Origin of the sequence: Anabaena sp. WA102 (assembly GCF_001277295.1) — a bacterium.
Taxonomy (GTDB): Bacteria; Cyanobacteriota; Cyanobacteriia; order Cyanobacteriales; family Nostocaceae; genus Dolichospermum; species Dolichospermum heterosporum.
The window spans coordinates 3,475,994-3,500,061 of sequence record NZ_CP011456.1; the positions used below are offsets into that span (position 1 = coordinate 3,475,994).

At 36.6% G+C, this 24,068-nt stretch carries 28 protein-coding genes and 2 pseudogenes; 13 read left to right on the forward strand and 17 right to left on the reverse strand.

The annotated features are described in order from the left end of the window. The first annotated feature begins 179 nt into the window (after positions 1-179). Positions 180-386, forward strand: coding sequence for a hypothetical protein (locus AA650_RS14955; protein WP_053539613.1), 207 nt, complete (start codon positions 180-182; stop codon positions 384-386). 108 nt (positions 387-494) lie between these two features. Here AA650_RS14955 and AA650_RS14960 read toward each other — a convergent pair whose 3' ends face one another. Further along, positions 495-824, reverse strand: a complete 330-nt coding sequence (locus AA650_RS14960; RefSeq protein ID WP_053539614.1) for a hypothetical protein — start codon at positions 822-824, stop codon at positions 495-497. A 341-nt stretch (positions 825-1,165) separates the two neighbouring features. Further along, a complete protein-coding gene (locus AA650_RS14965) occupies positions 1,166-1,567 on the reverse strand; it encodes a fasciclin domain-containing protein (protein WP_027401651.1) in 402 nt (133 codons plus the stop codon). Between the two features lie 117 nt (positions 1,568-1,684). Between AA650_RS14965 and AA650_RS14970 the strand changes: the two genes are divergently transcribed. Beyond that, entirely contained in the window at positions 1,685-2,623 is a 939-nt protein-coding gene (locus AA650_RS14970; RefSeq protein ID WP_053539615.1) for a putative 2-dehydropantoate 2-reductase, read from the forward strand. Between the two features lie 383 nt (positions 2,624-3,006). On the opposite strand, the gene AA650_RS14975 is transcribed toward AA650_RS14970, so the two are convergent. The 5 genes from AA650_RS14975 to AA650_RS14995 form a co-directional block, all read right to left on the reverse strand. Continuing rightward, complete coding sequence (locus AA650_RS14975) at positions 3,007-3,564, reverse strand: CBS domain-containing protein (protein WP_035081470.1); 558 nt, start codon at positions 3,562-3,564, stop codon at positions 3,007-3,009. Positions 3,565-3,723: 159 nt separating this feature from the next. Next, the gene (locus tag AA650_RS14980) at positions 3,724-4,179 is read right to left on the reverse strand and encodes a CBS domain-containing protein (RefSeq protein WP_053539616.1); all 456 of its coding nucleotides are present in this window, start codon (positions 4,177-4,179) and stop codon (positions 3,724-3,726) included. A 2-nt stretch (positions 4,180-4,181) separates the two neighbouring features. Next, a complete protein-coding gene (locus tag AA650_RS29320) occupies positions 4,182-4,535 on the reverse strand; it encodes a hypothetical protein (RefSeq protein ID WP_325064618.1) in 354 nt (117 codons plus the stop codon). 21 nt (positions 4,536-4,556) lie between these two features. Then, a complete protein-coding gene (gene trxA / locus AA650_RS14990; RefSeq protein WP_053539617.1) occupies positions 4,557-4,907 on the reverse strand; it encodes a thioredoxin in 351 nt (116 codons plus the stop codon). Between the two features lie 185 nt (positions 4,908-5,092). Continuing rightward, a complete protein-coding gene (locus AA650_RS14995) occupies positions 5,093-5,698 on the reverse strand; it encodes a nucleoside monophosphate kinase (RefSeq protein ID WP_053539618.1) in 606 nt (201 codons plus the stop codon). 133 nt (positions 5,699-5,831) lie between these two features. Between AA650_RS14995 and AA650_RS15000 the strand changes: the two genes are divergently transcribed. Next, positions 5,832-6,173: a recombinase family protein gene (locus AA650_RS15000; protein WP_015079420.1), complete on the forward strand. Its 342-nt coding sequence runs from the start codon at positions 5,832-5,834 to the stop codon at positions 6,171-6,173. A gap of 246 nt (positions 6,174-6,419) precedes the next feature. Beyond that, positions 6,420-7,604 (forward strand): CBS domain-containing protein, encoded by a 1,185-nt coding sequence (locus AA650_RS15005; RefSeq protein WP_053539619.1) that lies wholly within the window; start codon positions 6,420-6,422, stop codon positions 7,602-7,604. Positions 7,605-7,758: 154 nt separating this feature from the next. On the opposite strand, the gene AA650_RS15010 is transcribed toward AA650_RS15005, so the two are convergent. Then, positions 7,759-9,300 carry an NAD(P)/FAD-dependent oxidoreductase gene (locus AA650_RS15010; protein WP_053541300.1) on the reverse strand — a complete coding sequence of 514 codons (1,542 nt, stop codon included), beginning with the start codon at positions 9,298-9,300 and terminating at the stop codon, positions 7,759-7,761. Between the two features lie 82 nt (positions 9,301-9,382). On the opposite strand from AA650_RS15010, the gene AA650_RS15015 reads away from it, so the two are divergent. Then, positions 9,383-10,750: a DNA cytosine methyltransferase gene (locus AA650_RS15015; RefSeq protein WP_053539620.1), complete on the forward strand. Its 1,368-nt coding sequence runs from the start codon at positions 9,383-9,385 to the stop codon at positions 10,748-10,750. Here AA650_RS15015 and AA650_RS15020 read toward each other — a convergent pair whose 3' ends face one another. After that, positions 10,751-11,188 (reverse strand): TdeIII family type II restriction endonuclease, encoded by a 438-nt coding sequence (locus tag AA650_RS15020; RefSeq protein ID WP_234413195.1) that lies wholly within the window; start codon positions 11,186-11,188, stop codon positions 10,751-10,753. Between the two features lie 206 nt (positions 11,189-11,394). After that, complete coding sequence (locus tag AA650_RS15025; protein WP_081424235.1) at positions 11,395-11,679, reverse strand: TdeIII family type II restriction endonuclease; 285 nt, start codon at positions 11,677-11,679, stop codon at positions 11,395-11,397. A 411-nt stretch (positions 11,680-12,090) separates the two neighbouring features. Here AA650_RS15025 and AA650_RS15030 point away from each other — a divergent pair, with 411 nt between their 5' ends. From AA650_RS15030 to AA650_RS15050, 4 genes are all read left to right on the forward strand, one after another. Beyond that, the gene (locus tag AA650_RS15030; protein ID WP_039201149.1) at positions 12,091-12,285 is read left to right on the forward strand and encodes a hypothetical protein; all 195 of its coding nucleotides are present in this window, start codon (positions 12,091-12,093) and stop codon (positions 12,283-12,285) included. Between the two features lie 303 nt (positions 12,286-12,588). Next, a complete protein-coding gene (locus AA650_RS15035; RefSeq protein ID WP_053539621.1) occupies positions 12,589-14,448 on the forward strand; it encodes an NAD(P)H-quinone oxidoreductase subunit F in 1,860 nt (619 codons plus the stop codon). Positions 14,449-14,740: 292 nt separating this feature from the next. Next, a complete protein-coding gene (locus AA650_RS15045; protein WP_053539622.1) occupies positions 14,741-16,234 on the forward strand; it encodes an NADH-quinone oxidoreductase subunit M in 1,494 nt (497 codons plus the stop codon). 197 nt (positions 16,235-16,431) lie between these two features. Continuing rightward, positions 16,432-17,754, forward strand: coding sequence for a CO2 hydration protein (locus tag AA650_RS15050; RefSeq protein WP_053541301.1), 1,323 nt, complete (start codon positions 16,432-16,434; stop codon positions 17,752-17,754). A 234-nt stretch (positions 17,755-17,988) separates the two neighbouring features. On the opposite strand, the gene AA650_RS15055 is transcribed toward AA650_RS15050, so the two are convergent. The 3 genes from AA650_RS15055 to AA650_RS15065 all read right to left on the reverse strand — a co-directional run bounded on the left by AA650_RS15055 (position 17,989) and on the right by AA650_RS15065 (position 20,006). Then, a complete protein-coding gene (locus tag AA650_RS15055) occupies positions 17,989-18,459 on the reverse strand; it encodes an ArsC/Spx/MgsR family protein (protein WP_053539623.1) in 471 nt (156 codons plus the stop codon). A 234-nt stretch (positions 18,460-18,693) separates the two neighbouring features. Next, a complete protein-coding gene (locus AA650_RS15060; RefSeq protein WP_053539624.1) occupies positions 18,694-19,305 on the reverse strand; it encodes a cupin in 612 nt (203 codons plus the stop codon). 215 nt (positions 19,306-19,520) lie between these two features. Continuing rightward, positions 19,521-20,006, reverse strand: a complete 486-nt coding sequence (locus tag AA650_RS15065) for a hypothetical protein (protein ID WP_053539625.1) — start codon at positions 20,004-20,006, stop codon at positions 19,521-19,523. Between the two features lie 916 nt (positions 20,007-20,922). Here AA650_RS15065 and AA650_RS29325 point away from each other — a divergent pair. From AA650_RS29325 to AA650_RS15080, 3 genes and pseudogenes are all read left to right on the forward strand, one after another. Then, a complete protein-coding gene (locus AA650_RS29325; protein ID WP_335337383.1) occupies positions 20,923-21,216 on the forward strand; it encodes a hypothetical protein in 294 nt (97 codons plus the stop codon). A gap of 18 nt (positions 21,217-21,234) precedes the next feature. Beyond that, a pseudogene (locus AA650_RS15075) lies at positions 21,235-21,426 on the forward strand (SagB/ThcOx family dehydrogenase); the annotation flags it as partial. Between the two features lie 18 nt (positions 21,427-21,444). Further along, positions 21,445-21,819 (forward strand): hypothetical protein, encoded by a 375-nt coding sequence (locus AA650_RS15080; protein ID WP_027401667.1) that lies wholly within the window; start codon positions 21,445-21,447, stop codon positions 21,817-21,819. A 26-nt stretch (positions 21,820-21,845) separates the two neighbouring features. Here the strand turns inward: AA650_RS15080 and AA650_RS15085 are convergent, their stop codons facing one another. Beyond that, positions 21,846-22,319 (reverse strand): hydrogenase maturation protease, encoded by a 474-nt coding sequence (locus AA650_RS15085; protein WP_053539627.1) that lies wholly within the window; start codon positions 22,317-22,319, stop codon positions 21,846-21,848. A gap of 247 nt (positions 22,320-22,566) precedes the next feature. On the opposite strand from AA650_RS15085, the gene AA650_RS15090 reads away from it, so the two are divergent. Further along, entirely contained in the window at positions 22,567-22,935 is a 369-nt protein-coding gene (locus tag AA650_RS15090; RefSeq protein ID WP_027401669.1) for an SET domain-containing protein, read from the forward strand. Between the two features lie 229 nt (positions 22,936-23,164). Here AA650_RS15090 and AA650_RS15095 read toward each other — a convergent pair. The 3 genes and pseudogenes from AA650_RS15095 to AA650_RS15105 form a co-directional block, all read right to left on the reverse strand. Next, positions 23,165-23,461 (reverse strand): annotated as a pseudogene (locus tag AA650_RS15095) (NifU family protein); the annotation flags it as partial. Between the two features lie 101 nt (positions 23,462-23,562). Further along, positions 23,563-23,787 (reverse strand): hypothetical protein, encoded by a 225-nt coding sequence (locus AA650_RS15100; RefSeq protein ID WP_053539628.1) that lies wholly within the window; start codon positions 23,785-23,787, stop codon positions 23,563-23,565. Positions 23,788-23,795: 8 nt separating this feature from the next. Next, the gene (locus tag AA650_RS15105) at positions 23,796-24,059 is read right to left on the reverse strand and encodes a hypothetical protein (RefSeq protein WP_027401671.1); all 264 of its coding nucleotides are present in this window, start codon (positions 24,057-24,059) and stop codon (positions 23,796-23,798) included. Between the last annotated feature and the right edge of the window lie 9 nt (positions 24,060-24,068).

The following is a 24,068-nucleotide window of genomic DNA, read 5'->3' on the forward strand; positions in this document are numbered from 1 at the left end:
AAATAATTACTAATTGCCATCAATAACTAGACAAAACTATTTCAATAACGTCTTATCCATTGGCATCAAAGCCTTGAATTTATAAATTCTTTTTGAAAGAATAAAAACTAAGGTTAGTGCATATCACATCTGATCTTACTTATCTTTTATCAAGATAATACATACAAGGAGGAATTATCATGGCTAATATCCAAATATCCGCATTACTTCCTGTTGGTTATGATTTATTTAATGATGCTGCTAGTTTTATGAATGAATTAGCTACCGATGAAGTACAAAACGTTATCGGTGGTGGTTATTCTGGATATCATAGCTGGGGAGGTAACAGTTGGGGCGGCAACAGTTGGGGCGGTTATAATCATCACCACTGTGGTTCTTGCTGCTAAAATCTAAACATTGGTAAAATTATATCCCCGATTTCTTTAAGAAGTCGGGGATATAGAAAGTTGAAATAAAATTACGTTTTTACTTCTAACTTTTGATTGATGCTGTCATTATTTACCTAGAGAAAATAATTGTAGAGGATTTCTCCGCCAGATAATTACTAAAAGATTAGTTAATAAACAGGTGACAGCTAGGGATAACAAGACATACGTGGGTAACATCACTACACCAATCATAAACCAAGTATAAACGTGCAGCATCATGATTGCAGCAAATGTACAGGCTAGTGTCACAGATGCCCAGACTTGACTCATGGGACGATTGAGAAACGCGAGGATAATCGTTAATAAGGTAGTCAAGACATTGGCCGGGACTAGAAAGCCACAGATACCTATACAGTGATTGCGGGAAAATTCAGTTAAGGTGTGAAAATCTAACATTAATTTTGGGGGATAGATAATTGTAGGTTCTTATGATTAGGTTTTATTATAAATTCCAGGCTACTTAGGTAATCTTATCTCAAAAGTGAGTGGCTACACCATTTATGTTACATTTTTTAAAGAATTAGCCCTAACAACTCAATTTCTTAATTTTAATTATACTCAAAACGGCTTGATTGTTTGATTCTAAAGGTAGGGGGTAAAGCATGAGCTAAACCCCTACACATCTGGGTTCTTTGTCATTTGGCAAAAGTTTATATCTCACCCGTGTTTAGTATATAGAGACGTTGCTTCCAGCGTCTCTATCAGAATGTCAAAATCAAAAAATTCAGCTTGTGGGACTAACCCATCAAAATCACAGTATCAATAACGTGAATTACACCATTATCAGCAATAATATCTGCTGCTAAAACTGTGGCGTTTTTCACCTCAAAACCATCTTCACAATTAATTTTGATGGGAGAACCTTCCACAGAATTGACTGTACCTAGTTTCGCTAAATCATCCTTTGTTAACTTTCCAGGAACAACGTGATAGGTTAAAATCCGTGCTAACTGGGGAATATTTTGTAATAAAGTTGTAATTGTGCCTGGTGGTAACTTAGCAAAAGCGTCATCAGTGGGTGCAAACACGGTGAATGGACCCGGACTTTTTAATGTTTCCACTAACCCAGCAGCAGAAACAGCAGCTACCAAAGTTTTAAACGCATCATTACTAACTGCAATATCAACAATATCAGCCATGAATTTTACCTCTCTAGCAAAGCTTCTACAAGATAGTAAATCATGTTTAAGTTTTATTAATGACAATTCTGGTAAAATATAGTCTGATGATTTTCTTCAGTTTTTTTTATACATCAAATGGATAAACGCACTTATGCAATATTAGGAACCGGCGCATTAGGTGGATTTTATGGCGCAAAACTCCAAAAATCCGGTTTAGAAGTTCACTATTTACTCAAAAGTGATTACCAACAGGTAAGGGAAAATGGTCTCATTATTGAGTCTAAAGACGGTGATTTCACCCTCCCCCAAGTTAATGCTTATAACAATGTAGACAAAATGCCACCGTGTGATGTGGTAATAATATCACTAAAAACAACCCAAAATCAACTTTTACCCCATTTATTACCACCAATAGTTAAAGATGACGGGGTAGTATTGGTATTACAAAATGGACTGGATATAGAAGCAGAAGTTGCAGAAATTGTCAATAATGTCAGCATTATTGGGGGTTTATGTTTTCTCTGTGCTAATAAAGTTGCACCAGGACATATTCATCATTTAGATTATGGACAAATTACTTTAGGTGAGTATAAATCTAATTATCAATTAACCGGCATTACTAAAAAAATACGGGAAGTTACCACAGATTTTGAAAATGCTGGTATATCTATAGAAATGTTAGAAGATCTACTATTAGGACGTTGGAAAAAGTTAGTCTGGAATATTCCCTATAATGGCTTATCTGTAATTCTTGATGGGAGAACAGATGAATTGATGACGGATATTCACACTCGTCAGTTAGTGGAAAGTTTGATGTGGGAGGTAGTCGCAGGGGCAAAAAGTACAGGGAGAATTATTCCTGAAAGTTTTATTCAAACCATGTTAGATTACACCACAAGAATGAAACCCTACCGCACCAGTATGAAAATTGATTTTGATGAAAAGCGTCCTTTAGAAGTAGACGCAATTTTTGGTAATCCATTAAGAAAAGCAGAATTAGCAGGTGTAAATTTGCAGCAAATTCGTTGTTTATATCAACAATTAAAGTTTTTGGATATGAAAAATAGAAGTTAAATCTAAATCCTGACTCATCCTATAAAAAAATGGACAAATCAACTAAGTAGGTTGGCGTTGAAAATTGTCGTTATGGCAAGGCAAAAGGCAAGAGGCAAGAGGCAAGAGTGAAGAGGGTTTAGGCGATTTTACATTTCTTTACACAGTTTGGTTTTATTGTGTTCACCTACTTATCTCTATCAATACCTTGTCCAAATTAGAAAAAGCCTTGATTTGTAGGTTGGGTTGTGGAACGTGAACGTTCGCGGAGCAATTAGCATGAAACCCAACAAAGCAGAAAATGGACAAGGTATTGTCTATAGGTGTTATTTAAAGGGACAAAGGCAAGAAAAAACCTTTACCCCTATGAGAATTTTGGGCAAATCAGGCAAGGCAAATAATATTTATTCGACAACATTCTCCTTCACTAATCTTTGGTCAGATGCTACTGCCAGAAGTTCTTCTACAATATCCCAAGCTGCTGCACATTCACGAGAAGAATCGCCCTTAGTTGTACAAATTGTTCTCGCTTCTTCCCGTGCAACTTCTATTTCGTCTTCAATAAAGATGCGTTTTGGATTTTCAAACAAATCACTTTTTCTGAGGATATCGGTAATTGAGACGATTCCTAATAGCTTACCTTTAATTACAGGAGCGCGACGGATGCCTGTATTGGCAAATAAGCGGGCTACATACTCCACACCAAGTTCAGGATTGACAACAATACAAGGCTTGGTCATAATTTCATAAACTCGCACTTGTTTGGAGTCTTTACCGTAAGCAGCAACTTTATAAACAATATCAGTTTCACTGACCATACCATAGGGGTCATTTTCTGTGCGAGGTTCAACAATTAAAGATCGCAAACCTTTATATTTCATTAAATCTACAGCTTCTGCTACGGTTGCTGAACCACGAATTGTTACAACTTCTGTGGTCATTATGTCTTCAGCTTTCATCATCGGTTTATAAGTTCCTATCAATAGTTGGATTGAAATTTGTGGGTAACTTGTGAATTGTCATGAATTTGCAAAAATCCCGTTTCAGCTTTCTCCAGATTGCTCATTATTCTTATGTAAATGAGTATGCTTACCTGGGCAAAAAACCATGAGTTATTGGATTTAATCTTCGTAAACTCTGGCTTCTAAAGCATCGGGAAATTCCTGACAATACATCTCAAAATAGCTTTTTGGATTTTCCACAAAGTCACTTTTTCTGAGAATATCAGTAATTGAGATGATTCCTAATAGCTTACCTTTAATTACAGGAGCGCGACGGATGCCTGTATTGGCAAATAAGCGGGCTATATACTCCACACCAAGCTCAGGATTGACGACAATACAAGGCTTGGTCATAATTTCATAAACTCGCACTTGTTTGGAGTCTTGACCATAAGCACCAACTTTATAAACAATATCAGTTTCAGTGATCATGCCGTAGGGGTCATTTTCTGTGCGAGGTTCGACAATTAAAGATCGCAAATGGCGTTCTTTCATCAGTGCTACGGCTTCGGCTACGGTTGCTGAACCACGGATTGTGACAACTTCTGTGGTCATTATGTCTTCAGCTTTGATCATGGTTAAAATCCTGAAAGTAATGAGTATGAATTTGTGGGACTTTGATTGGGTAAATGTCTAAATATGGAGCAGATGGAAATAGATTCACTCATTTCTAATATTTGCTGCTTAGACACTTCTGGAGAAAGATTAGATGTCGTTAATGGTTGAAAATTACTTGGTATTCCAGGTGCGTAAGCTTCAATGACACTTCCATCCAGAGAGCGTATTACCATCAGGTAGTCACAAACTGGACACTCTGTGCGGATAATTTGATTAATCAAAGAATACTTGTGAGCTAGTTTTTCATCAGTTAAAAACTGACGTTTTGCTTCACTACCGCAATTAGGACATGGAAATATATACGCTCTCTGCATGGAGAAACCCCCTCAAGAATGTTAAAGTATTTTGTTTAAAGCTATGGTGAATTTTTCGTAGGGAACTACCCCAACAACTATTTCTGATAATTCACCGTTATTGAAAAACATAACTGCGGGAATACTGCGAATACCGTACTTTTTCGCAATGCTTTGGTTTTCGCCGTCACCAACATCTAATTTGACTACTTTTACCTGATCTTTGTATTCTTCGGCTAGTTTATCCATTAAAGGAGCAACCATCCTACAAGGTCCGCACCAAGTTGCGGTACAGTCCATGACAAACAACTCTTCCGCTTCTAATAGCGATTCAAATTCTGATTTTTGGATATATTTAACAAGACTTTCATTCAGACTTTCAGAAGTAGCCATAGGTTTCTCCAGCAAAAATTTAAATTGGTGATTATGTAGTTGTAAGATGGAAAATTGTCAAATAATTGAGGTTATTTGTTGAGGTAACACAAGGCTCAGAAGTTCTATAACTCTGATGCCATAGAAATTGTAATCTTTTGATTTTTCTTTTCTTTCGCATAAAATAGGAAATATTTTTCCAGCAGTTAAATTTTTTTATTTGCTGTTAAATAAGATTTGGCAACGGAATCTTGTAAAAACTGAGTTACTATTTCAACTGAGCGATCGCCATTAATCATGGTTAAACAATTTTGTTGGCGATAATACTGAATTAAGGACGCAGAATGCTCATGATAGATTTCTATTCGCTTGTAAATGTTATCATGAGTATCATCTAGGCGACTTTGTTGCAGTAACCTTGGCAACAAAACATCAATGGGGACATAAAAGCTAAAAACTTGGTCGTAAAGCTGTTTTGATGAAGTATTGTGGTTTTTAGCCTGGATTTCTAATAGTAGTTGATCAAGAAGTTTCGCCTGGGATAAGTTACCAGGAAATCCATCCAGAATCCAACCCTGTTGAGCAGAGGCATGATTTAAGTGTTGGCGGATGATATTCAGCAGGAAATCATCTGGAACTACATCACCTCTTTCTATATAGGGCTTGACTTTTAAGCCGAAAGAAGTCTCCTTGGCGATCGCCTGACGGCATATATCATCAATGGAAATATGCGGAATTTGCCATTGGCTTGACAGTGCTGCCCCCTGGGTACTCTTGCCAGCACCCGGTACTCCCAAGAAAATCAATCGCATTCAAACACCCCCTATTTCCAACTGAAAATGAGATGAAATCAACAACCAATACAATCCCCAAATATAGGATTCCTCTAGGAATAACCAATATTTGAGATATCATATCTACAGAGGTGATTGAATTCTCAAAACTATGGCAACTGAAAAATCAAAAGACTCTTACCTGTGGGAAAAGCTAGACCAAGCCAGGAAAGCGAAAGCTGCCAGTGGCGGCTATGCCGGCTATGGTTCACCTGCTTTTGGTCAACAGTCAGTTAATGGTGAACTAGTAGAGAATCCATCTGAACAACAGATCATTGAATTAATTCGCCGTCACCACAAGTCAGGAAAATCGCTTCCACAAATTGCTGCGTGGCTAAACCAGCAAGGATATACAACCAAGCGAGGGAGTCAGTGGCAACCTGTATCAGTTAAAAGAGTCCTAGACAGGCTATATGGTAAAATACAGAGGATTTCTGGCATGGATGAAGACTGATGTACTTATTGGCTCTGATTTAGAACTACAAAGCAAAAATGTCCTCTTTTGCCCCTATTTAGATAGGCCAGTTTAAATTTTATCCCCCATTTACCTTTTAATCGTTAAACCCTTTATATGTAAACTGTTTCCTCGATTTATCCTTTACATCCCTCGTATCATAACTGAAATTTGTAGAAAATAATATGTATATGACAAAAAACTTTACAAAACTTTATAAATTAACTTCATCAGCTATTGTCAACCATGCAAATTGATGACCCACTCATTGGCGTTCCCTGCTTAGAAGAGGCGATAGATAGGCATCCACTGGTTGTTGCGCCCCATACTTCCCTAATTAATGTTGTGAATTTAATGAATCAGACGCGAGGTAATAGTTGTTTATTACCTGATTTTGATTCAGCAATTGGCTTTAGTTCCATGGGAGGTACGCGTTCAAGTTGTATTTTAGTCATAGAAGAAACAGAAATACTGGGTATTTTCACGGAGCGAGATATTGTCAAACTTACAGCGGCGGGTAGAAATTTTGCTGATGTGAAAATAGCTGATGTCATGGTGCATCCAGTCATAACCTTGGCGGAAACTGCATTTCGAGATATCTTTGCCGCACTGTTTTTGTTTCGACGATATCGCATTCGCCACTTGGTGATAGTCAATGCAGAGGAACAACTCGTGGGGATTGTCTCCCCAGAAAGTATTAGGCAAGTTTTGCGCCCCACCAACTTGCTGAAAATGCGGCGGGTGTCAGAAGTAATGACCACTCAGGTAATTCATGCACCACCCACAGCCTCCGTACTCAGCTTGGCACAGATGATGGCAGAGCATCAAGTTAGTTGCGTGGTGATAACGAAAAGTGCTTCTGGGAATGATGCTGAATCCGGTTGGAAACCAGTAGGAATTGTTACAGAAAGAGACATAGTCCAATTCCAAGCATTGGGATTAAATTTGCCTCAAATTCAAGCAAAAACAGTGATGAGTACACCCTTATTTTTGCTTAGTCCAGAAGATTCCCTATGGTCTGCCCATCAAGAAATGCAGCAGCGACGAGTGCAGCGATTAGTTGTATCCTGGGATTGGGGAGCAAAGTTAGCGATCGTCACTCAAACCAGTTTGTTACGGATATTTGATCCACTGGAGATGTATGGAGTCATAGAAACATTACAAATAACTGTAGCTCAATTAGAAACCGAAAAAGCTAAATCTTTCCATAACCAAAGTAACTCCACCGAACTACCACTACAGCCAGACTTAAAGCAGATACAGAAACAACATATAGTTGCTGACGAAAACTTAGATAACTTGATTGCTACTGTGCAAAGCCGGATAGAACATTTGATCAAAAACCCTGATTTATCCAGAGAATTACAGCAAATGTATTTAGGTTTAGCGACAACGGAGATGCAAAAAATCCGCCATTGTCTTCATAGCTAAAAAATCCTCACAAATTAACAAATTCCTAACAAATAACCCGAAGATTGCAACACACTTAAATAAAAATTACTTTCTCGTTCACGCAGTAACCCAAGTAGCACAGCAAAGTATTTTATCCTGATAAAATTGCGTTCAATTATTTTATTTTCAGATATTATTCAGAATAATCATTGCCAGAACCAAATTGCCATTTATCTATTAACCGATGCCAGTAATATTGTTGTTGAATAGATAAATTATTAATTAATAATTTAATCACTGGAGTTACCAAAAACAAACCATTATAAAGGCATAAATTAATATAATGTAATATCCAATCCAATAAACTCAATAAACCAACTTGGGGAATAATTTTTGCAACTAATAAAGGATGAGATAAACCAGTTTTTAACAAAGTTTTTGTTAATGCCCCAAACTGAACAATATCTTGTAAAAAAGGTTTTAAAACAGGTGTTCCTAACTCCTGCATTTGCACAAATACAGCAGAGAGTAATTGGTTAATTTGATTGGGTTCAATTTTTTGATTTACACCTACACTCATAGCTTTTTGAAATAACCAAGTTACACTTAAACTCGGTTGATAGGGTTGGAGAATCGCCAAAGATTGGGCAGATAATTGATCAGTTTTTAATGCCTCCTCAATTCCCAACGTTAACCTGTGTAAATGACGTACCATAGCCCCAAAACCACCAAAACTTAAAGGTGATTGATTACCGCTACTATCCCCCACTGGTAAAATGCGATGCCAAGGGGTTTGCAGAGGACTTTGACGATAGCTAGGAAAGAAACCAAATAACGCCCTTTGAAAATTTAGGCGATTAATTTCCACACCTTGATATTCTGGTAACAAGCGTAAATATTCGTCAAACAAAGTTTCTAAACTCAACCGTTGTGGATCTGCATCCATATAGGTAAATAAATATGTGGTTCTACCATCCTTAGCTGGAAAAGCTTCCCAGAAATATTGACATTGATTTTCCAAAGCTGTGAAAGATAACAACAAGTCACCTGAGTTATTTTCCGGAAATCCTTTAGCACAACTTCCCACAACTAAACAAAGTGCATCTGGTTTTTTTCCTTGACGCGCTTGTTGGCTAATTGGAGAAAGATTTCCCATGGCATCCAATAACAATTTCGCGGTAAATTGATTGTTTACTATTACGCCATTTGGGTGAACTACGGCATCACTAAATGGTGTATTTTCAAATAACATTCCCCCAGCATTGAGAAAGCGCGTTTTTAACGTTTCCAGTAGATAAATAGGATTTACACCAATGTTCAGAACATCTTCTACCCAAACTTCTGTACCGCCTTGAAAACTGACTCGTGCGGGGTTATATTTAGTTACGATAGCTGCTTCTAATTCCTGTTCTGTCAGCAATTCCAATTCCCGAAATACTTCTAACTCTTTGCGAGAAATATTCCATTCCTGTTCTCTTCCGCGCAAAATTCCCCTTTCTAATAACGCTACGCGCACACCGCGCACAGCTAAAGCAGAAGCGATTAAAATTCCTAAAGTTCCACCGCAGATAATGACATCAAATTCTACAGATTCTAAATTTTTGGGATTTTCTTTAACTACGTTGGGTATGGGTGCGTTACCTTTTCGCAACAATGCTAATATGCTGTCAGTACGACGCAAGCCGCCTAAAACATCGCCTGGGAGTTGGGAAAGAATTTCTTCGGTTAGGGACATAAAATTTAATTCCATCTGTGTATTTGATGATATACTAAATTTATAACTATGTAATAGTTAGTTGATACAATAGCTAACAAATATGAAATCTATATTTTCACCAATATCAAAACAAGTAGAATTACCTCTAAAATTAGTAACTCATCAAAAACAATTCACTTTTATTGATCTTTTTGCTGGTATTGGTGGATTTAGAATTGCTTTAGATAAATTAGGTGGTCAATGTTTAGGCTATTCTGAAATAGACAAACAAGCAATTAAAGTTTATCAGCAAAATTTTATTAGTTACTTTAATAAACATGAAATTGAATTAGGAGATATCACAAAAATTAGTCAACTTCCACATAGTGTTGACATCATTGTTGGTGGTGTTCCCTGTCAACCTTGGTCTGTTGCTGGTTGTTTAAGAGGATTTGAAGACAAGCGAGGAAAATTATGGTTTGATGTAATTCGACTAGTGAATAAAAATCAACCGAAAGGATTCATTTTTGAAAATGTTAGTGGATTAGCAAGTCCTAAAAATCGGGATAATTTGGAACTGATTCTTAACGAATTGGCAAATACAGGATATTGCATGAAATGGAAAGTTCTTCATGCTTACGATTTTGGTTTACCTCAAAATAGAGATAGAGTTTTTATTGTTGGGATTAGAAGGGATATAGAAAGATGTCAGGAGTATAAATTTCCTAAACCTTTGAATATTCACCCAAAAGTTTTAGATATTTTGGATGAATTAAAAAATATTAATTTTGTTGAAAAAGTTAAACTAGATGCAAATACTTTATTTAAAGGTGTAATTCCACCATCAAGAACAAGATTTCAAAAAGATGATGAGTTAAATGATTTTTTCATTTTTTCTGATTTAAGAAATGGACATACAACAATTCATTCTTGGGATATTATCAATACTAGTGACAGAGAAAAAATAATTTGCTTAACACTTCTTAAATATAGAAGAAGCAAGAAATATGGCAATAAAGATGGTAATCCTTTATGTTTTGATGATTTCCGAGAAATCATCACTGATATAGAGATCAGTGAATTAAATATTTTAGTTAAAAAAGGAATATTCCGGTTAACATCTGATCATAAATATGAATTTGTAAATTCTAAAAATATGACAGGTATTAATAATATTTATAGAATTATTTTACCTACTGCTGAAATTTTCCCAACTTTAACTGCTACTGGTTCTAAAGACTATATTGCAACTGTGTCTATTCATGCTAATCATCCACAGGAATATAAAAATCTTTTCTTAGAAAAAATTTATCAACCGCAGAAATATATACCCATTACTGCAAAACACGCTTGTAAGTTACAAGGATTTCCTCTGAATTTTGAATACCATAAAAAAGATGAGGTTGCTAAAAAACAGTTTGGTAATGCTGTTCCTGTACCTGTTGTTGAATATGTAGCTAAAGAATTACTAAAGATTCTTGATATCTAACTAATTTGGATAAAAAATATCACGAAATTCTTCTGCAAAGTTTTCTTGTCCTAATTCAACAAAAAGTGATTGTAACTCCTCAAATGTATTTTCCTTTCCAGAACAAAAATCCCAAAATTCATTTTCAACCCATATATCTTGGGTAGTATCTAGAGGTGAACTAGATAGCATACTCTTTTGCTTTTCATACCAAGATTTTTTAAAAGGATTAAAAGGAATAGTGATACGTGCTTCTAAGTTAGCATGAGGATTTTTAGCAAATCTGTAAGCATACCATTCTAGAATTTGTTTGTTAAATCCTTTGAAACCACTTTGATTTGGTTGTGTAGTTTTAATATCAAAAACATATTCAATACAATTTTTGGAAAAATGAATATCTACACCTGTTCCAGAAGGAGGAGATTTGTATTTGATGATTTCTTCGGGATTAATTTTCAAAGCAGCTTGTTTAAGTCGCTGTATACATTCTTGCGTATCAACAATATTTCCATTATATTTATTTTCACGTTCGGAAATTAGCTTATTTAAGTAGGTTGGCGTTGAAAATTGTCGTTATGGCAAGGCAAAAGGCAAGAGGCAAGAGGCAAGAGTGAAGAGGGTTTGGGCGATTTTACGTTTCTTTACACAGTTTGGTTTTATTGTGTTCACCTACTTAGTTCAATATCTAATTCTTTAGGAAATGGTTGAGGACGTAATATTTTTTCAGTAACGATTTCAAATCCATTTAATTCTGCTAAAGTTTTAGCTATAGGTTCCCAGCAAGTTGTTCCTAAACTTGTTTCTAGTCCACCAATCAGAGAACGTATTCGCCTTTCTTTGGGAAAAATATCATCTAATACTTGGTAATTTTCTATTTTCTTACCTTTGAAAAAATTCCTAATTGATTTTTTGAGATTTTCTTTAATTATCTGTTTAATATGCTTATCCATAATTCAATTAGTATGATATGTTTGTGTAATTATTCGCGCATAAACTGGATTAGACAAATATATAGTTTTAGCTAATTTTGTCATGTAAGAAAACATTACATTAGTTATGCGATTTCTGTGGACTGCTGAACGCTATCGCTTTGATCCCTTTTAAATTAAACATATTAATTTATTAATTTAGTGATAAGTACCTGGACAGAATTAATTATATATTGGTTATTTACCAATTCTTTGCCAGTCAAGGATTTCAGCCCGGATTTTTGTGTAATTAATTTTGTCCGATTACTTATATACGGTCATTCTCGTTATCTTATCAGTTTTGGATATATTTTGGCAAATGAAACTGATCTCAGAGTTTATGCCAATCTAGATATAGAAGTCTCTCAATAACTTAATTTACAGGAAACACCCATGAACCGTTCTCAGATAGTTGCGATTATTACAGGTGCAATTTCTATACTTCTGGCGATCGCATACCTAATTGTTGTCCAGATTATTGATTACCGGGATATGAAACCAGCGCCCATTAGCCAACTCAGCCCAGCAGTGATCATTGCGGAAAGTAATTTACCCAATTTGCAGCTTGACATAATTGCTAAAGTGTGAATTTGATCGGGGTGGAAAATGCCGCCCCTATACTATAGATACTATAGACAAATACAATCCATAGACTCAAAATAATAGTTACCATTTGATAATTCAATTGATTGAAATATAAGAATTCTTTACAAGAAATATCGTGAATTTGTTTAATTAGGTAATTCTTTTTTGGCACAGATAACGGTAAGCTATTTCTAACAATATTAAATCAAGATAAATTTTCATTATCTGTCATCACTAGGTTGAGAGGGATCAACGCTAGTAAGTCTGTTTTCTTTAATTTTTGCTGCAAACTATAGGAGTAATTGAATGGATCAATATTTGCTAGACACTATTTGGCTAATTCCGGTTTATGCTTTGATAGGTGGGCTTTTAGCCATACCTTGGTCGCCGGGAATCATTCGCAAAACTGGTCCTCGACCGGCGGGATATGTCAACGTGGTGATGACCTTTATCTCCTTTTTCCATGCCGTCTTTGCTTTCTTTGCTATTTGGAATCATCCAGCTAAAGAAGTATTTATTCCTTGGCTATCAACAGCAGGTTTAAATCTGACAATTAATTTAGAAATTTCTGCTGTCAGCATCGGGGCAGTAATTATTATTACCGGCTTGAACTTGCTGGCGCAGATATATGCCATTGGTTATATGGAAATGGACTGGGGTTGGGGACGCTTCTTTTCCTTATTGGGATTATTTGAAGCTGGTCTTTGTGCCTTAGTTTTGTGTAACGATTTATTTTTCAGTTATGTAATTCTGGAAATCCTGACTTTGGGAACTTACCTATTAGTAGGTTTGTGGTTTAGTCAGCCCTTAGTAGTCACCGGGGCGCGAGATGCTTTTTTGACCAAACGGGTGGGAGACTTATTTTTATTAATGGGTGTCTTGGGACTGTGGACACTTTCAGGGACTTGGAATTATACAGAGTTAGCTGCATGGGCGACTACAGCGAATGTTGACCCGACAATTATTACTTTAGTGTGCTTGGGGTTAATAGCTGGACCTATGGGTAAATGCGCCCAGTTTCCTTTGCATTTGTGGTTAGATGAGGCGATGGAGGGACCTGTTCCCAGTACAATTTTGCGGAGTTCGGTGGTGGTTGCCAGTGGGGCATGGGTATTAATTAAATTGCAACCTGTGTTTAGTTTATCACCTGTGGCATCTTCGGCGATAGTGGCGATTGGGGCGGTGACAGCGATTGGTGGGGCGTTAATTGCGATCGCTCAAATTGACATTAAACGCTGTTTATCCTATTCTGTCAGTGTTTACATGGGCTTGATATTTATTGCTGTAGGCACACAGCAGGATGAAGCCGCATTATTATTAGTCCTCACCCATGCCTTGTCCGCTGCATTATTAGTTATGAGTACCGGGGGAATTGTTTGGAACAGTGTCACCCAAGATGTTACCCAACTCGGTGGATTATGGTCACGCCGCCCCATGTCTGGGATAGCATTTATTATCGGTACATTGGGTTTAATTGGTTTTCCCCCTTTAGGTAGTTTTTGGGCATTGTTTAAACTAGCTGATGGTTTATGGGAAACACATCCGATTTTAGTAGGAATAGTAATTTTTGTTAATGCTTTAACTACATTTAGTTTAACTAGAGAATTTGCTTTAATCTTTGGTGGTAAACCCAAACAAATGAGTGAACGTTCTCCCGAAGCTTTATGGTTGATGGTTTTACCAATGATGGTTTTATCTGGCTTTGTTTTGCATCTACCTTTAGTTTTACAAAGTTTATCATTACTTCCCGTCTGGGCAACATTAAATAAAGACGTAGCCCTGCTATTAATTTGGTCTAGTATCTTCGGTTGTAGTATTAGTAGCATCATCTATTTAGGCAACATTCCCAAACCAATTCGTTTACCCTGGCAAGGTTTACAAAACCTATTTGCTTACGATTTTTACACCCCTCAAATTTACAAAGTTACCATTATTTTCGGCGTTGCCCAACTTTCTAAATTTGCCGATATGCTGGACAGATTTGTAATAGATGGTATCGTCAATTTTGTGGGTTTATTTTCTCTTTTAGGTGGTGAAGGCTTGAAATATAGCAACAATGGACAAACTCAATCTTATGCCTTAACAGTGCTTTTAGGAGTTGGTGTTTTAGGTGCTTGGGTAACATGGCCTTTCTGGGGAATTCAACTCATGGATTTAATTTTCTAACTATCTATAATTTAGATTGCTGATAATAATCTAAAATGATAGTATACCATCTAAATAAGATTAGGAATAATCCAGTGATTAACAAGCACCTTTCTCGCAGAAGCACTTGAATGAGATACATCATAGCCCCATCCTCGGACCCCCCACAGCGGGGGGAAGAAAAGGATAAACTTTTGATATTGGAGGGGGTTGGGGATGGGGTTCTTGTATCTCACTCAATTGAGAACCGCTATATTACCAATTACCAATTACCAATTACCAATTACCAATTACCAATTACCAATTAATAAATATGTTGAGTGTTTTAATTTGGCTACCAATTATAGCCGGTATAATCATCGGTTTTTATCCAGCAAAAAATATTCCTGCGAGTCAGATTCGGTTAGTATCTTTAATCGTCACAGGTTTAGTTTTGCTGTGGAATATTTTCATTTTGTTAAAATTTGATATCAGCAATCCAGGGATGCAGTTTACAGAATATCTACCTTGGAATGAAACATTAGGTTTGAATTATCAATTAGGAGTTGATGGACTATCAGTATTAATGTTGGTGTTAAATAGCTTACTCACTTGGATTGCTATTTATAGCAGCAGTAAAGATATAGAACGTCCTCGGTTATTTTATTCCCTGATTTTGTTTGTTAGTGGTGGCGTTGCTGGTGCTTTCTTATCAGAAAATTTGCTTTTGTTCTTCCTATTCTATGAATTGGAATTAATTCCCTTTTATTTACTAATTTCTATTTGGGGAGGAGAAAAACGAGCTTATGCAGGCATGAAATTCCTGATTTATACCGCCATTTCTGGGGCTTTAATTTTAGCCACATTTTTAGGAATGGTGTGGTTAACTGGTTCTCATAGTTTTGCCTTTGATGCTGTGGCAACTCAAAACATTTCTGCGGGAATGCAATTAGTATTATTAGCAGGAATAGTTTTAGGTTTTGGTATCAAGATTCCATTAATTCCTTTCCATACTTGGCTACCAGATGCTTATGTTGAAGCTTCCACACCTATCGCTATTTTGCTAGGTGGAGTCTTAGCGAAACTGGGAACTTATGGATTATTACGATTTGGCTTGGGAATGTTTCCTCAAACTTGGCAGATTATCGCCCCAACTTTAGCAATTTGGGGGGCAATTAGCGCGATTTATGGGGCAGTTGTAGCGATCGCCCAAACAGACATCAAACGCATGGTAGCATATAGTTCTATCGGCCACATGGGCTATATTTTACTAGCAGCAGCAGCCGCCACACCCTTAGCATTAGTTGGCGCAGTCGCCCAAATGTTTAGTCATGGAATTATTCTTGCTATTCTCTTCCATTTAGTCGGAGTTATTGAAACCAAAGTTGGGACAAGAGAATTAGACAAACTGAATGGTTTAATGAGTCCTATTCGCGGTTTACCATTAATTAGTGCCTTACTGGTTTTAAGTGGCATGGCTAGTGCTGGTATTCCCGGTTTAACAGGTTTTATTGCGGAATTTATTTCCTTTCAAGGCAGTTTTTCAACCTTTCCTATTCCCACAATTTTATGTGTAGTAGCATCTGGTTTAACCGCAGTTTATTTTGTTATTCTTCTCAACCGTACCTGTTTTGGCAAACTGCAAAATAACCTAGCTTACTATCCCAGAGTATTATGGAATGAAAAAGTTCCCGCGCTAATTTTGGCATTCTTAATTATCTTTTTGGGAGTACAACCAGTTTGGTTAGTGCGTTGGAGTGAAACCACAACTACCGCTATGGTAGCGGCAGTTCCCACAACCGCAAAAACCGTAATTGCCTTGAAGTAGTTATCTCGTTCCCAGTCTCCGACTGGGAATGCTATCACAGAGGCTCTGCCTCTAATTCTAATATTATTGAAGGCAGAGCCTTCTAGAATTCATTCCCACACAGAGTATGGGAACGAGAAATTCCCACACAGAGTATGGGAACGAGAAGAAAACTGTTCCGCAATCAAAAAAATTTTATTAACCAAAACAAAAATATTATGGTACAAACTCCAGCTAAACCAAATACAAAAATCCCACCTTCAAAACACGAATTTGCAGAAATTATTCATCGCTTAGAAGCTGGCGGTTCAATGTTGCCAGATACTCCAGAAAACCTCATGCAAATTATCGGTATTTATAAAGCTTATGCTGTACCAATGGATTTCTATTGGCGAGACTTACTTTATATTGCCGAAAGAGTATTTTTAGATCCTTTGCCAGCTTTTAAATATTTCTTACCCCAAGAATATTTAGACTTACATAATCACTATGCCGGGGATGATGCTGATTTAAGAATTTGGCGAGGTATAGCCACTGCACACCCAGAACTTTTGGCATTTATGGAAAAAGGTGAAACTACCAAAATGCCGAAAATTTTCCATCATTTATTCCATGACAGAATTAACATGGAATTTGCGGAAGCTTGTATGCAGGCTATGCTATGGCATCGCAAAATGTATGCACCTGTTAATCAATTTGATGCCTATTTAGATTCCGAAGAATATAAAACTAATGCTGATAAAGCCATTAAAGCTTATTTTCGGAAAAATCCCCTCATGTTAGGACTTTATAAACTGTTTCCCGATATGTTTTTGGAACAGTGCCGGATGATGTCCTATTATTCTAATCTCGGACTTTTCTGGGAAGTCATGGCACCAGTATTTTTTGAAATGTCAGATATTTATGATGAAGGTGGTTTCCAAGGTGTACCTGATGCCATGAACTTTCTCGTAAATGGCATATTTGCTATTGCAGGTCGTCCCATTTATCATCATGTTTATATTGATGGTGAATGTTATGAAATCATCCCCAAATCTAAAGGTTTTACCTGGTTATATGAAGCCGCATTACCCTATGTAGAAGCTGTTTTTTATCGCACAGCACCATTTAGAGGCACGAAGTCTTATAATGCTCAAGCAGGACAAGTTCCAGAAGATCAAAAAGACTTCCATTATGGCATTCTTTACGCTGATGTCTTTCCCGTTGGTACAGCAGGTATTCCCCCCACATTATTAATGCAAGATATGTTACACTTTTTGCCTCAATATCTTGTTGATTATTATCAAGAATATTGTCGAGGAGAAGAGGATATTTTGATTCAATTGGGGATTACTTTTCAACGTTCAATGTATAATGTCACATCGGCGGTAATTCAAGCTTTAAGAACTGCCCTTTTGTATCCCTTAGATGATGAAAACCCCAAGCATTTACAAGCAAATCGGGAATTTTTTGAAATGCAGCTAAATCGCTTTACTCGCACTGATTATGGTATGCGTGATGCAGCGAGATTACGGGACATTCAAACACAGGATTATAGATAAATGGTGTTGCTGATAGCCTGCGTGGCGTAGCCATATTGAATTGAGGTATAAAATTCCCAAATTTAACCCTTAAAACTCTTACCTTTGCGCCTTTGCGCCTTTGCGTGAGACTAAAATTCATACCCTTAATCAGCAACACCGATAAATTATTGTTTTTACCCGCCTTTTTTCTCTGAATAACTTTGATAACTAAGGAAGAAGCGGGTAGAGATTTTTTAATACCTCATGTCATTATCAGTGATTTTTACAACCACCTTTACCATGATGGTGGTCGTGATTATGTCCATGAGAGCAGCCCTGGAGGTCTTGCTGCATGAGACTTTCACTCATTTGTTTTAAAGAGTCATCTACGGCTTTTAAGCCTATCCATGCGTCAATTTTCTCAACATCAAAGCCTACTTCTCTTTTATCCCCTACTTGGATCAAGGGACGACGGATTAATAAGGGATCTCTCAGCATCATGACTAAAGCATTTTCAGCGGTGATGTTTTCAGGATTCACCTCTCCTGATTTTACAATAGGTGCGGATTTATTGAACCATTCACTGACAGGGCGATCGCCAAAAAATGACCGCAATTTTTCCACTGTCCAAGGTTCTGTTAATAGGTTATATGCTACTACTTCATGACCTGCTGCTGTTAGCAAAACTTTTTGCTTTGTACCACCTTTACAGCCTGGTTTTTCATAGAAAATTACTCTGGCCATTGCCGTTTCTCCTATAAGGTTATAGTTGGATGTTTGGATAGGAAATAATTAACCGCAGATGAACGCAGATAAACGCAGATGGAAGATGATTATTTTGATTGATAGCTAACACTTAGATCCCCGACTTCTAAGATTAATTATTCATTTATTGACAATATCTAAAAAGAAGTCGGGGATCTTATTTTCTATAATATTTATCAGCATAATCTGTTATTTCTTTTTTTGCTACTACTTTTAAAATCTTTTAGCAATGTGGTTAGTTACATCAAATTCAAATCTCTGTTTTGGGTTAGTTTCTCCATAAATATTAAATGTTATTGTTGGTTCTTCACCAATGGCTTGAACCTGATGTATTGTTTGCGGTGTAAAACTCACAATATCACCGGGGGATAAATTTATTTCTCCTGTTTTTTCAATTTTATCAGGAAATTCTGGATCATAACTACGTTTCCAAAATGTATTTTTTTCCTGACCTTTTAAGATTGCCACTATTCCCCATGTTCCATGATTATGAATAGTAGAAGTTGTTCCCGGTGCAAATGTTACTGTTTGTACAGTTAAGGGAAACCCTAATTCATCATATAATAGTAAAACAGAGATTCCCGTTTTTGGATCAGGTTGTAAAGGTTGACTTTGTACCCAATAGGAATTTATCATTAATCGTCTTACCAACATTCTAATTTCTGGTAGTCGTGTTGATTCATCTTCGACATTTTTGAGAACATCTTCGACTTCAGTTAAAAAGCGATAGAGACGATAATTATCACGCAATAAATCCCATGATCTTGCTGATTTACAAACTTGATATTCTCCATTTTCAGCAACAAATAAATCCTGACCTTGCATAAATTTTAAAATATTGACTGTGCAGAATTAGGTAAAAAAATTATAGGAGGAGATGTTTGAGGCATTTTAGTTACAGGAGTCAAGGGAGATGTAGGCATTCCTGGTAGAATCACAGTATTCTGGGTAGAAAATGACGATATTAGCTGGGAATTTGAGTTGAAAGATAACCAATTATTCATGATTCGTAATTTGCTGATTGCTTGTAGTTGTCATATTTAATCGTCTTCTTCTGGTGGACGAGTTAAAATATCGAGAAGAATACCAGCACCAAAATCATTTTTGTCATCAATACTTTTTATTTTGGTACTGATTTCTTTCGCTTGTTCTATCTTTCCTAGTTTAGCTAATACCAAACCTGAAGCAGCATAAGCAGTTAAGTACAATCTGATTTCGGGTTCTTGGTGACGGTTAACTAGGATAGGTTTAAGTTCTTGCCAATTATCAGGTAGACTTTCCGCTTTTTTTATTCTAGCGGTTATTTTCTCTGCTGTTGTCAGTGCTAAGACATAATTATTTTTGTAGTAAAAATATCTATAAGCTGCAACTAAAACATCTGTGTTATCTTCTGTTTTAGCTAACGCTTGCTGCATATATTTTGTAGATTCTTCGGTGTTTTCCCAATTCTGTGCTGCTAAGATCAATAATTCTTTAACATCATCTGTTACATCAAACCATGAAAATCTATTCGTATGATTTTGCATAATAGGTAATTAATCCCATTTGTTCTGGAATATTCGGGATTTCCCATATCTACTATTTAACAGTTCATATTGTAGTCAGGTGGATAAATTTAATTATTTTATCGTTTGGGTAAAATGAGAGAAAATGAAGTCTGTCCAGATTGTGTAGGATCTAAAAGCCTTGATTTGTAGGTTGGGTTGTTCGCGTTAGCGTTGCGGAGCAATCAGCATGAAACCCAACAAATGCGTTAGGTTGCGCTGTCGCTTAACCCAACAAAGCAGAAAATGGACAAGGTATTGACTAAATAAAAGTATCAACGGATTCATTTTTTTAGTTAGTTGTGTTTATCATAGGTCTAGCTGGAAATATCAAGACAGGAGTTTTAGATATTGTTTGTTGGATAGCGGACACCATTTGGGTGCTGTCGCTGCTTTGGCATATCTTCATGAAAACAACACACAACTATGTTTTGATTTTGATAAACTTATTCTCAATGCAGATTTAGAATTTGAGAATAAGGAGTTTATTACTAGTTGTGCGATATCGCCAAGAAGCGCCATAAAAATCAGTCAGACCTTTAAGACTACCTGTTCTTTTTGGCTGTGGTACTGACGATTTTCCAATTAATCAATGTGTTGAAGATGCCTATCGAACAATGTCTTTACACCCTAGTAGTTCGTCAAATTTATTTTGACGGGTAATGGGAAAAAACTTCTGTTCTTCCCTCCCCTGCCCCCTACTACTCACCAGCAAAAGCTAGAACATCCTCAATTCAATTTTAACCGAGAACGGTTGTTTGAGAACGTTTGGAATAGGCGTTCTATTAGGCGTTTTCAAAGGCAGTCTATTCCTCAAAATATCTATTGGCAAATTTTGTAAGCAGTTCAACAACCAATCCCAACAGAGAATCTTGAGGAAATAGAAACTTACTCAGTGGTGCATGATATCGAGGGAATTTCACCAGGGTTATATAAAAATACACATCTCATTAAAGCAGGTAACTTTCGGGAAAAAACAGGTTATTTGTACATCAATCAAGCTATAGCTAGAGATTGTGCTGTAACGACAGGGCTATTTCATTCTTCTCTAGCCCGCCTCAGAATGAATTCTGAGTCTAATAGCAAAAGTCGTCTCAAGACGACTAAAGAAAAGTTCATAGTCCGTTTTAACGGACTTAATTTATTAGCCTTGAACTTCAGTTCAGGGCGGATTATGTTTAGAACGAAATAGCCCTGGCTGTAACGAGAGTTTTTTGTGTCCGATTATTTGAGTTATCAAACTGCTATGCAATTAGCCGGATTTGTCGGACAGAGAGTGTATTTATTTAGCAACTATTGGGGAATAGATTGGAGTGGTATTGGTGCTTTCTATGATGATGAAACCCAGTCCTTTCTAGAAACCAATAAGGACATCTTGTACGCAATGGCAATTGGTAAATAAATAGGAAAATAACGGGAAATGGCGACAACAGAACCTCAATTCCATGCTGATGATAAGCACCCTATACAGCCAACATCAGCAGATATTATGCTTCGGCAACAACTGGAACATTCAATTAGCAAATACTTTTATGAAGGATGCGATCGCATTATTCATAGTTTGTTGTCTAATTGTCGTTGGTATGCCACAACTCACGCGAGTATTTTGACTTTAGTAATTGAATGCCCTGACCAAGTTACTAACTGGCAAATTTTGCAACAAATTGTTCCTATGGCAAATGTTCTTTATAGCATTGTTAGTAGTGCCAAAATCCGGGTTTGTCCTCCCGATATTCAAACTGTACCCTTTGAAATGAGAGTAGATGAGTTGCCAGTTTATCGTGATTGGATCTGATGCAATTGAGGATTTGAGATTGTTGATTAAGCCATCACATTCTGTTGGATAATTATAATTAGTTCGGCAAAAACTAAATCAGCAGAACGTTGCACAATAGGACTTAATTCCAGTCCAAAATCCAGATTTTCAGCTTCAATTAAATAGACTGTCACCTCTTGGGGAAAATCATCTAAGAAGATTTTTCTCCCAGCAGCCAAGGCATGATCCCAACGAAAATCATGTAAGTTGTAACTAGGTTCGGGCAGTGCTTCTAGTTCATTCCCTGGGACTCTAAATATAGCACCTGCCTCTGAACCTGTGCAACTAGCATCAAGAATAATTAATTTTTCGCTACCTCTCGCTTGAAACATCACTTCCATTCCCGCAGTTCCACAATCAAAAACGCGGATGTTGGGGTGAGGATTTTGGGCGAGATGTTGCTGTAAACGTTGGGCAATAATTACGCCAACAGCATCATCATTCCGATTCAGATTGCCACAACCAATGATAGTTAGCATGGGATATTTATAATAGCATGAATATTATCAACTTCGCACAAAAAATTAAAATTTACGGAAATTATGACTACATCTTTGATCATTGACTTTATAGTAGCTATAGCAGCCAAGATCCCCGACTTCTTTTGTAATCATGTTTATAAACTATCAAGCAATGTTCAGAAGTCGGGGATCTGATATTTATTTTCTCTGCGTTTATCTGTAATGGCTAGTCAAAAATCATTCTTATCCATGACAGAATTGCTATATGCTAGTATTTCGTGATACAGAGACTAAAGGTAGAGGTATATTTGCCCAGCAAGAGTTTGCTAAAGGAGATTTAATTGAAACATCCCCTGTGATTATTATTCCTAAACAGCAAGTTAAGTTAATTACTAAGACGGTATTATTAAATTATTATTTTGGTTGGCATGGAGAAAGCGGGGCAATAGGTTTAGGTTTTGCTTCTCTTTTTAATCATTCTTATCACCCCAATGCGGTTTATATTAAGAATTTTGCGAAAAATATCATTGATATTGTTGCTTATAAATATATTCGGGAAGGTCAGGAAATTACTATTAATTATAATGGACAGGTTGATGATATTTCTCCTGTATGGTTTGATGTGGAAGATTAACCAAATATGAAACCCCTCTGGTAAACCTCTCCTTTGCACCTCTCCCTAACCCTCTCCTAAGAGGAGAGGGAAAAGGAATAATATTTAATACTGGAGAGGCTTTGAACCTTGTTCTTTGTATGATAAAAAAGTCCAGCTTCTAGCCGTTTTGAGTATAGTCAGCTTTAGCTTACTTTTGATATTAGCCATGGCTTCGCCACGCAGGCTATCAGAATTCATTCTGAGGTGGACTTTGTAAGCTGGGACGAATTTCGGCTAATGCTGTTTGGATACGTTCTGATAATGGCGGTTTAACTAAATTGTGATATAACAAAACTGCATAAACAATTTCATCATCTACAGCATGACGTAAGGCTAATATATTTTCTTGTTTAAGACTTTTAATTAAATTAGTTAGTGCTGCTTTATGTAGAGATTCAATTGCTCTTTGTAACCCTAATGCTACACAACGTTGACTTTCATCCCAGTTAGCAATAATCGCTTCAAACCGATTGATATCTGTAATCAATTCTTCAAGATTATTCATTATTTTTATGGATTTATCTGGGGTTAATTGGTTATTTTGAAATTAGTTTAGGGCGCAGGCCATGCGCCCCTACGGATTTATTTAGAGAGATTGTTAAAACCTCATTTCATTTTAAAATCTTGCAAGAGAAAGGGCATAATTGCACCTGTCGTTAAACTAGCTACACTAATGGGAATACAGAGGGGAATTGATGCTTGTGCTAATAATACTAATATAACCGTGCCAATACCACTAGCAATTATGGTTTGACGCAGAAAATATATAGGGTCACGGAATAGTTTACCCTTGAGAAATAACTTAATAGAAAACCAACTTAATTCTAACATATATGCTCCTAATGATTGGCTAATAAATTCAGGATAAATAACCCTAAAATTACCGCAGGAATTACTCCTGCTGGTGCAAATAAACTACCAATTGTGGCTGCAAATTGATATCCTATATCTTTACCCGCAAGGATAATTCCGCCAATTGCACCACCAATCATTGATAAAATTGCTGCGATGATTAACCAAGTAAATCCTGTGGTGAGATTTAATTCTGTATTTAAACTATGCAAAAATTTGACAAATCCTGGATCATTAACTAAATCAAACATAGTCATTCT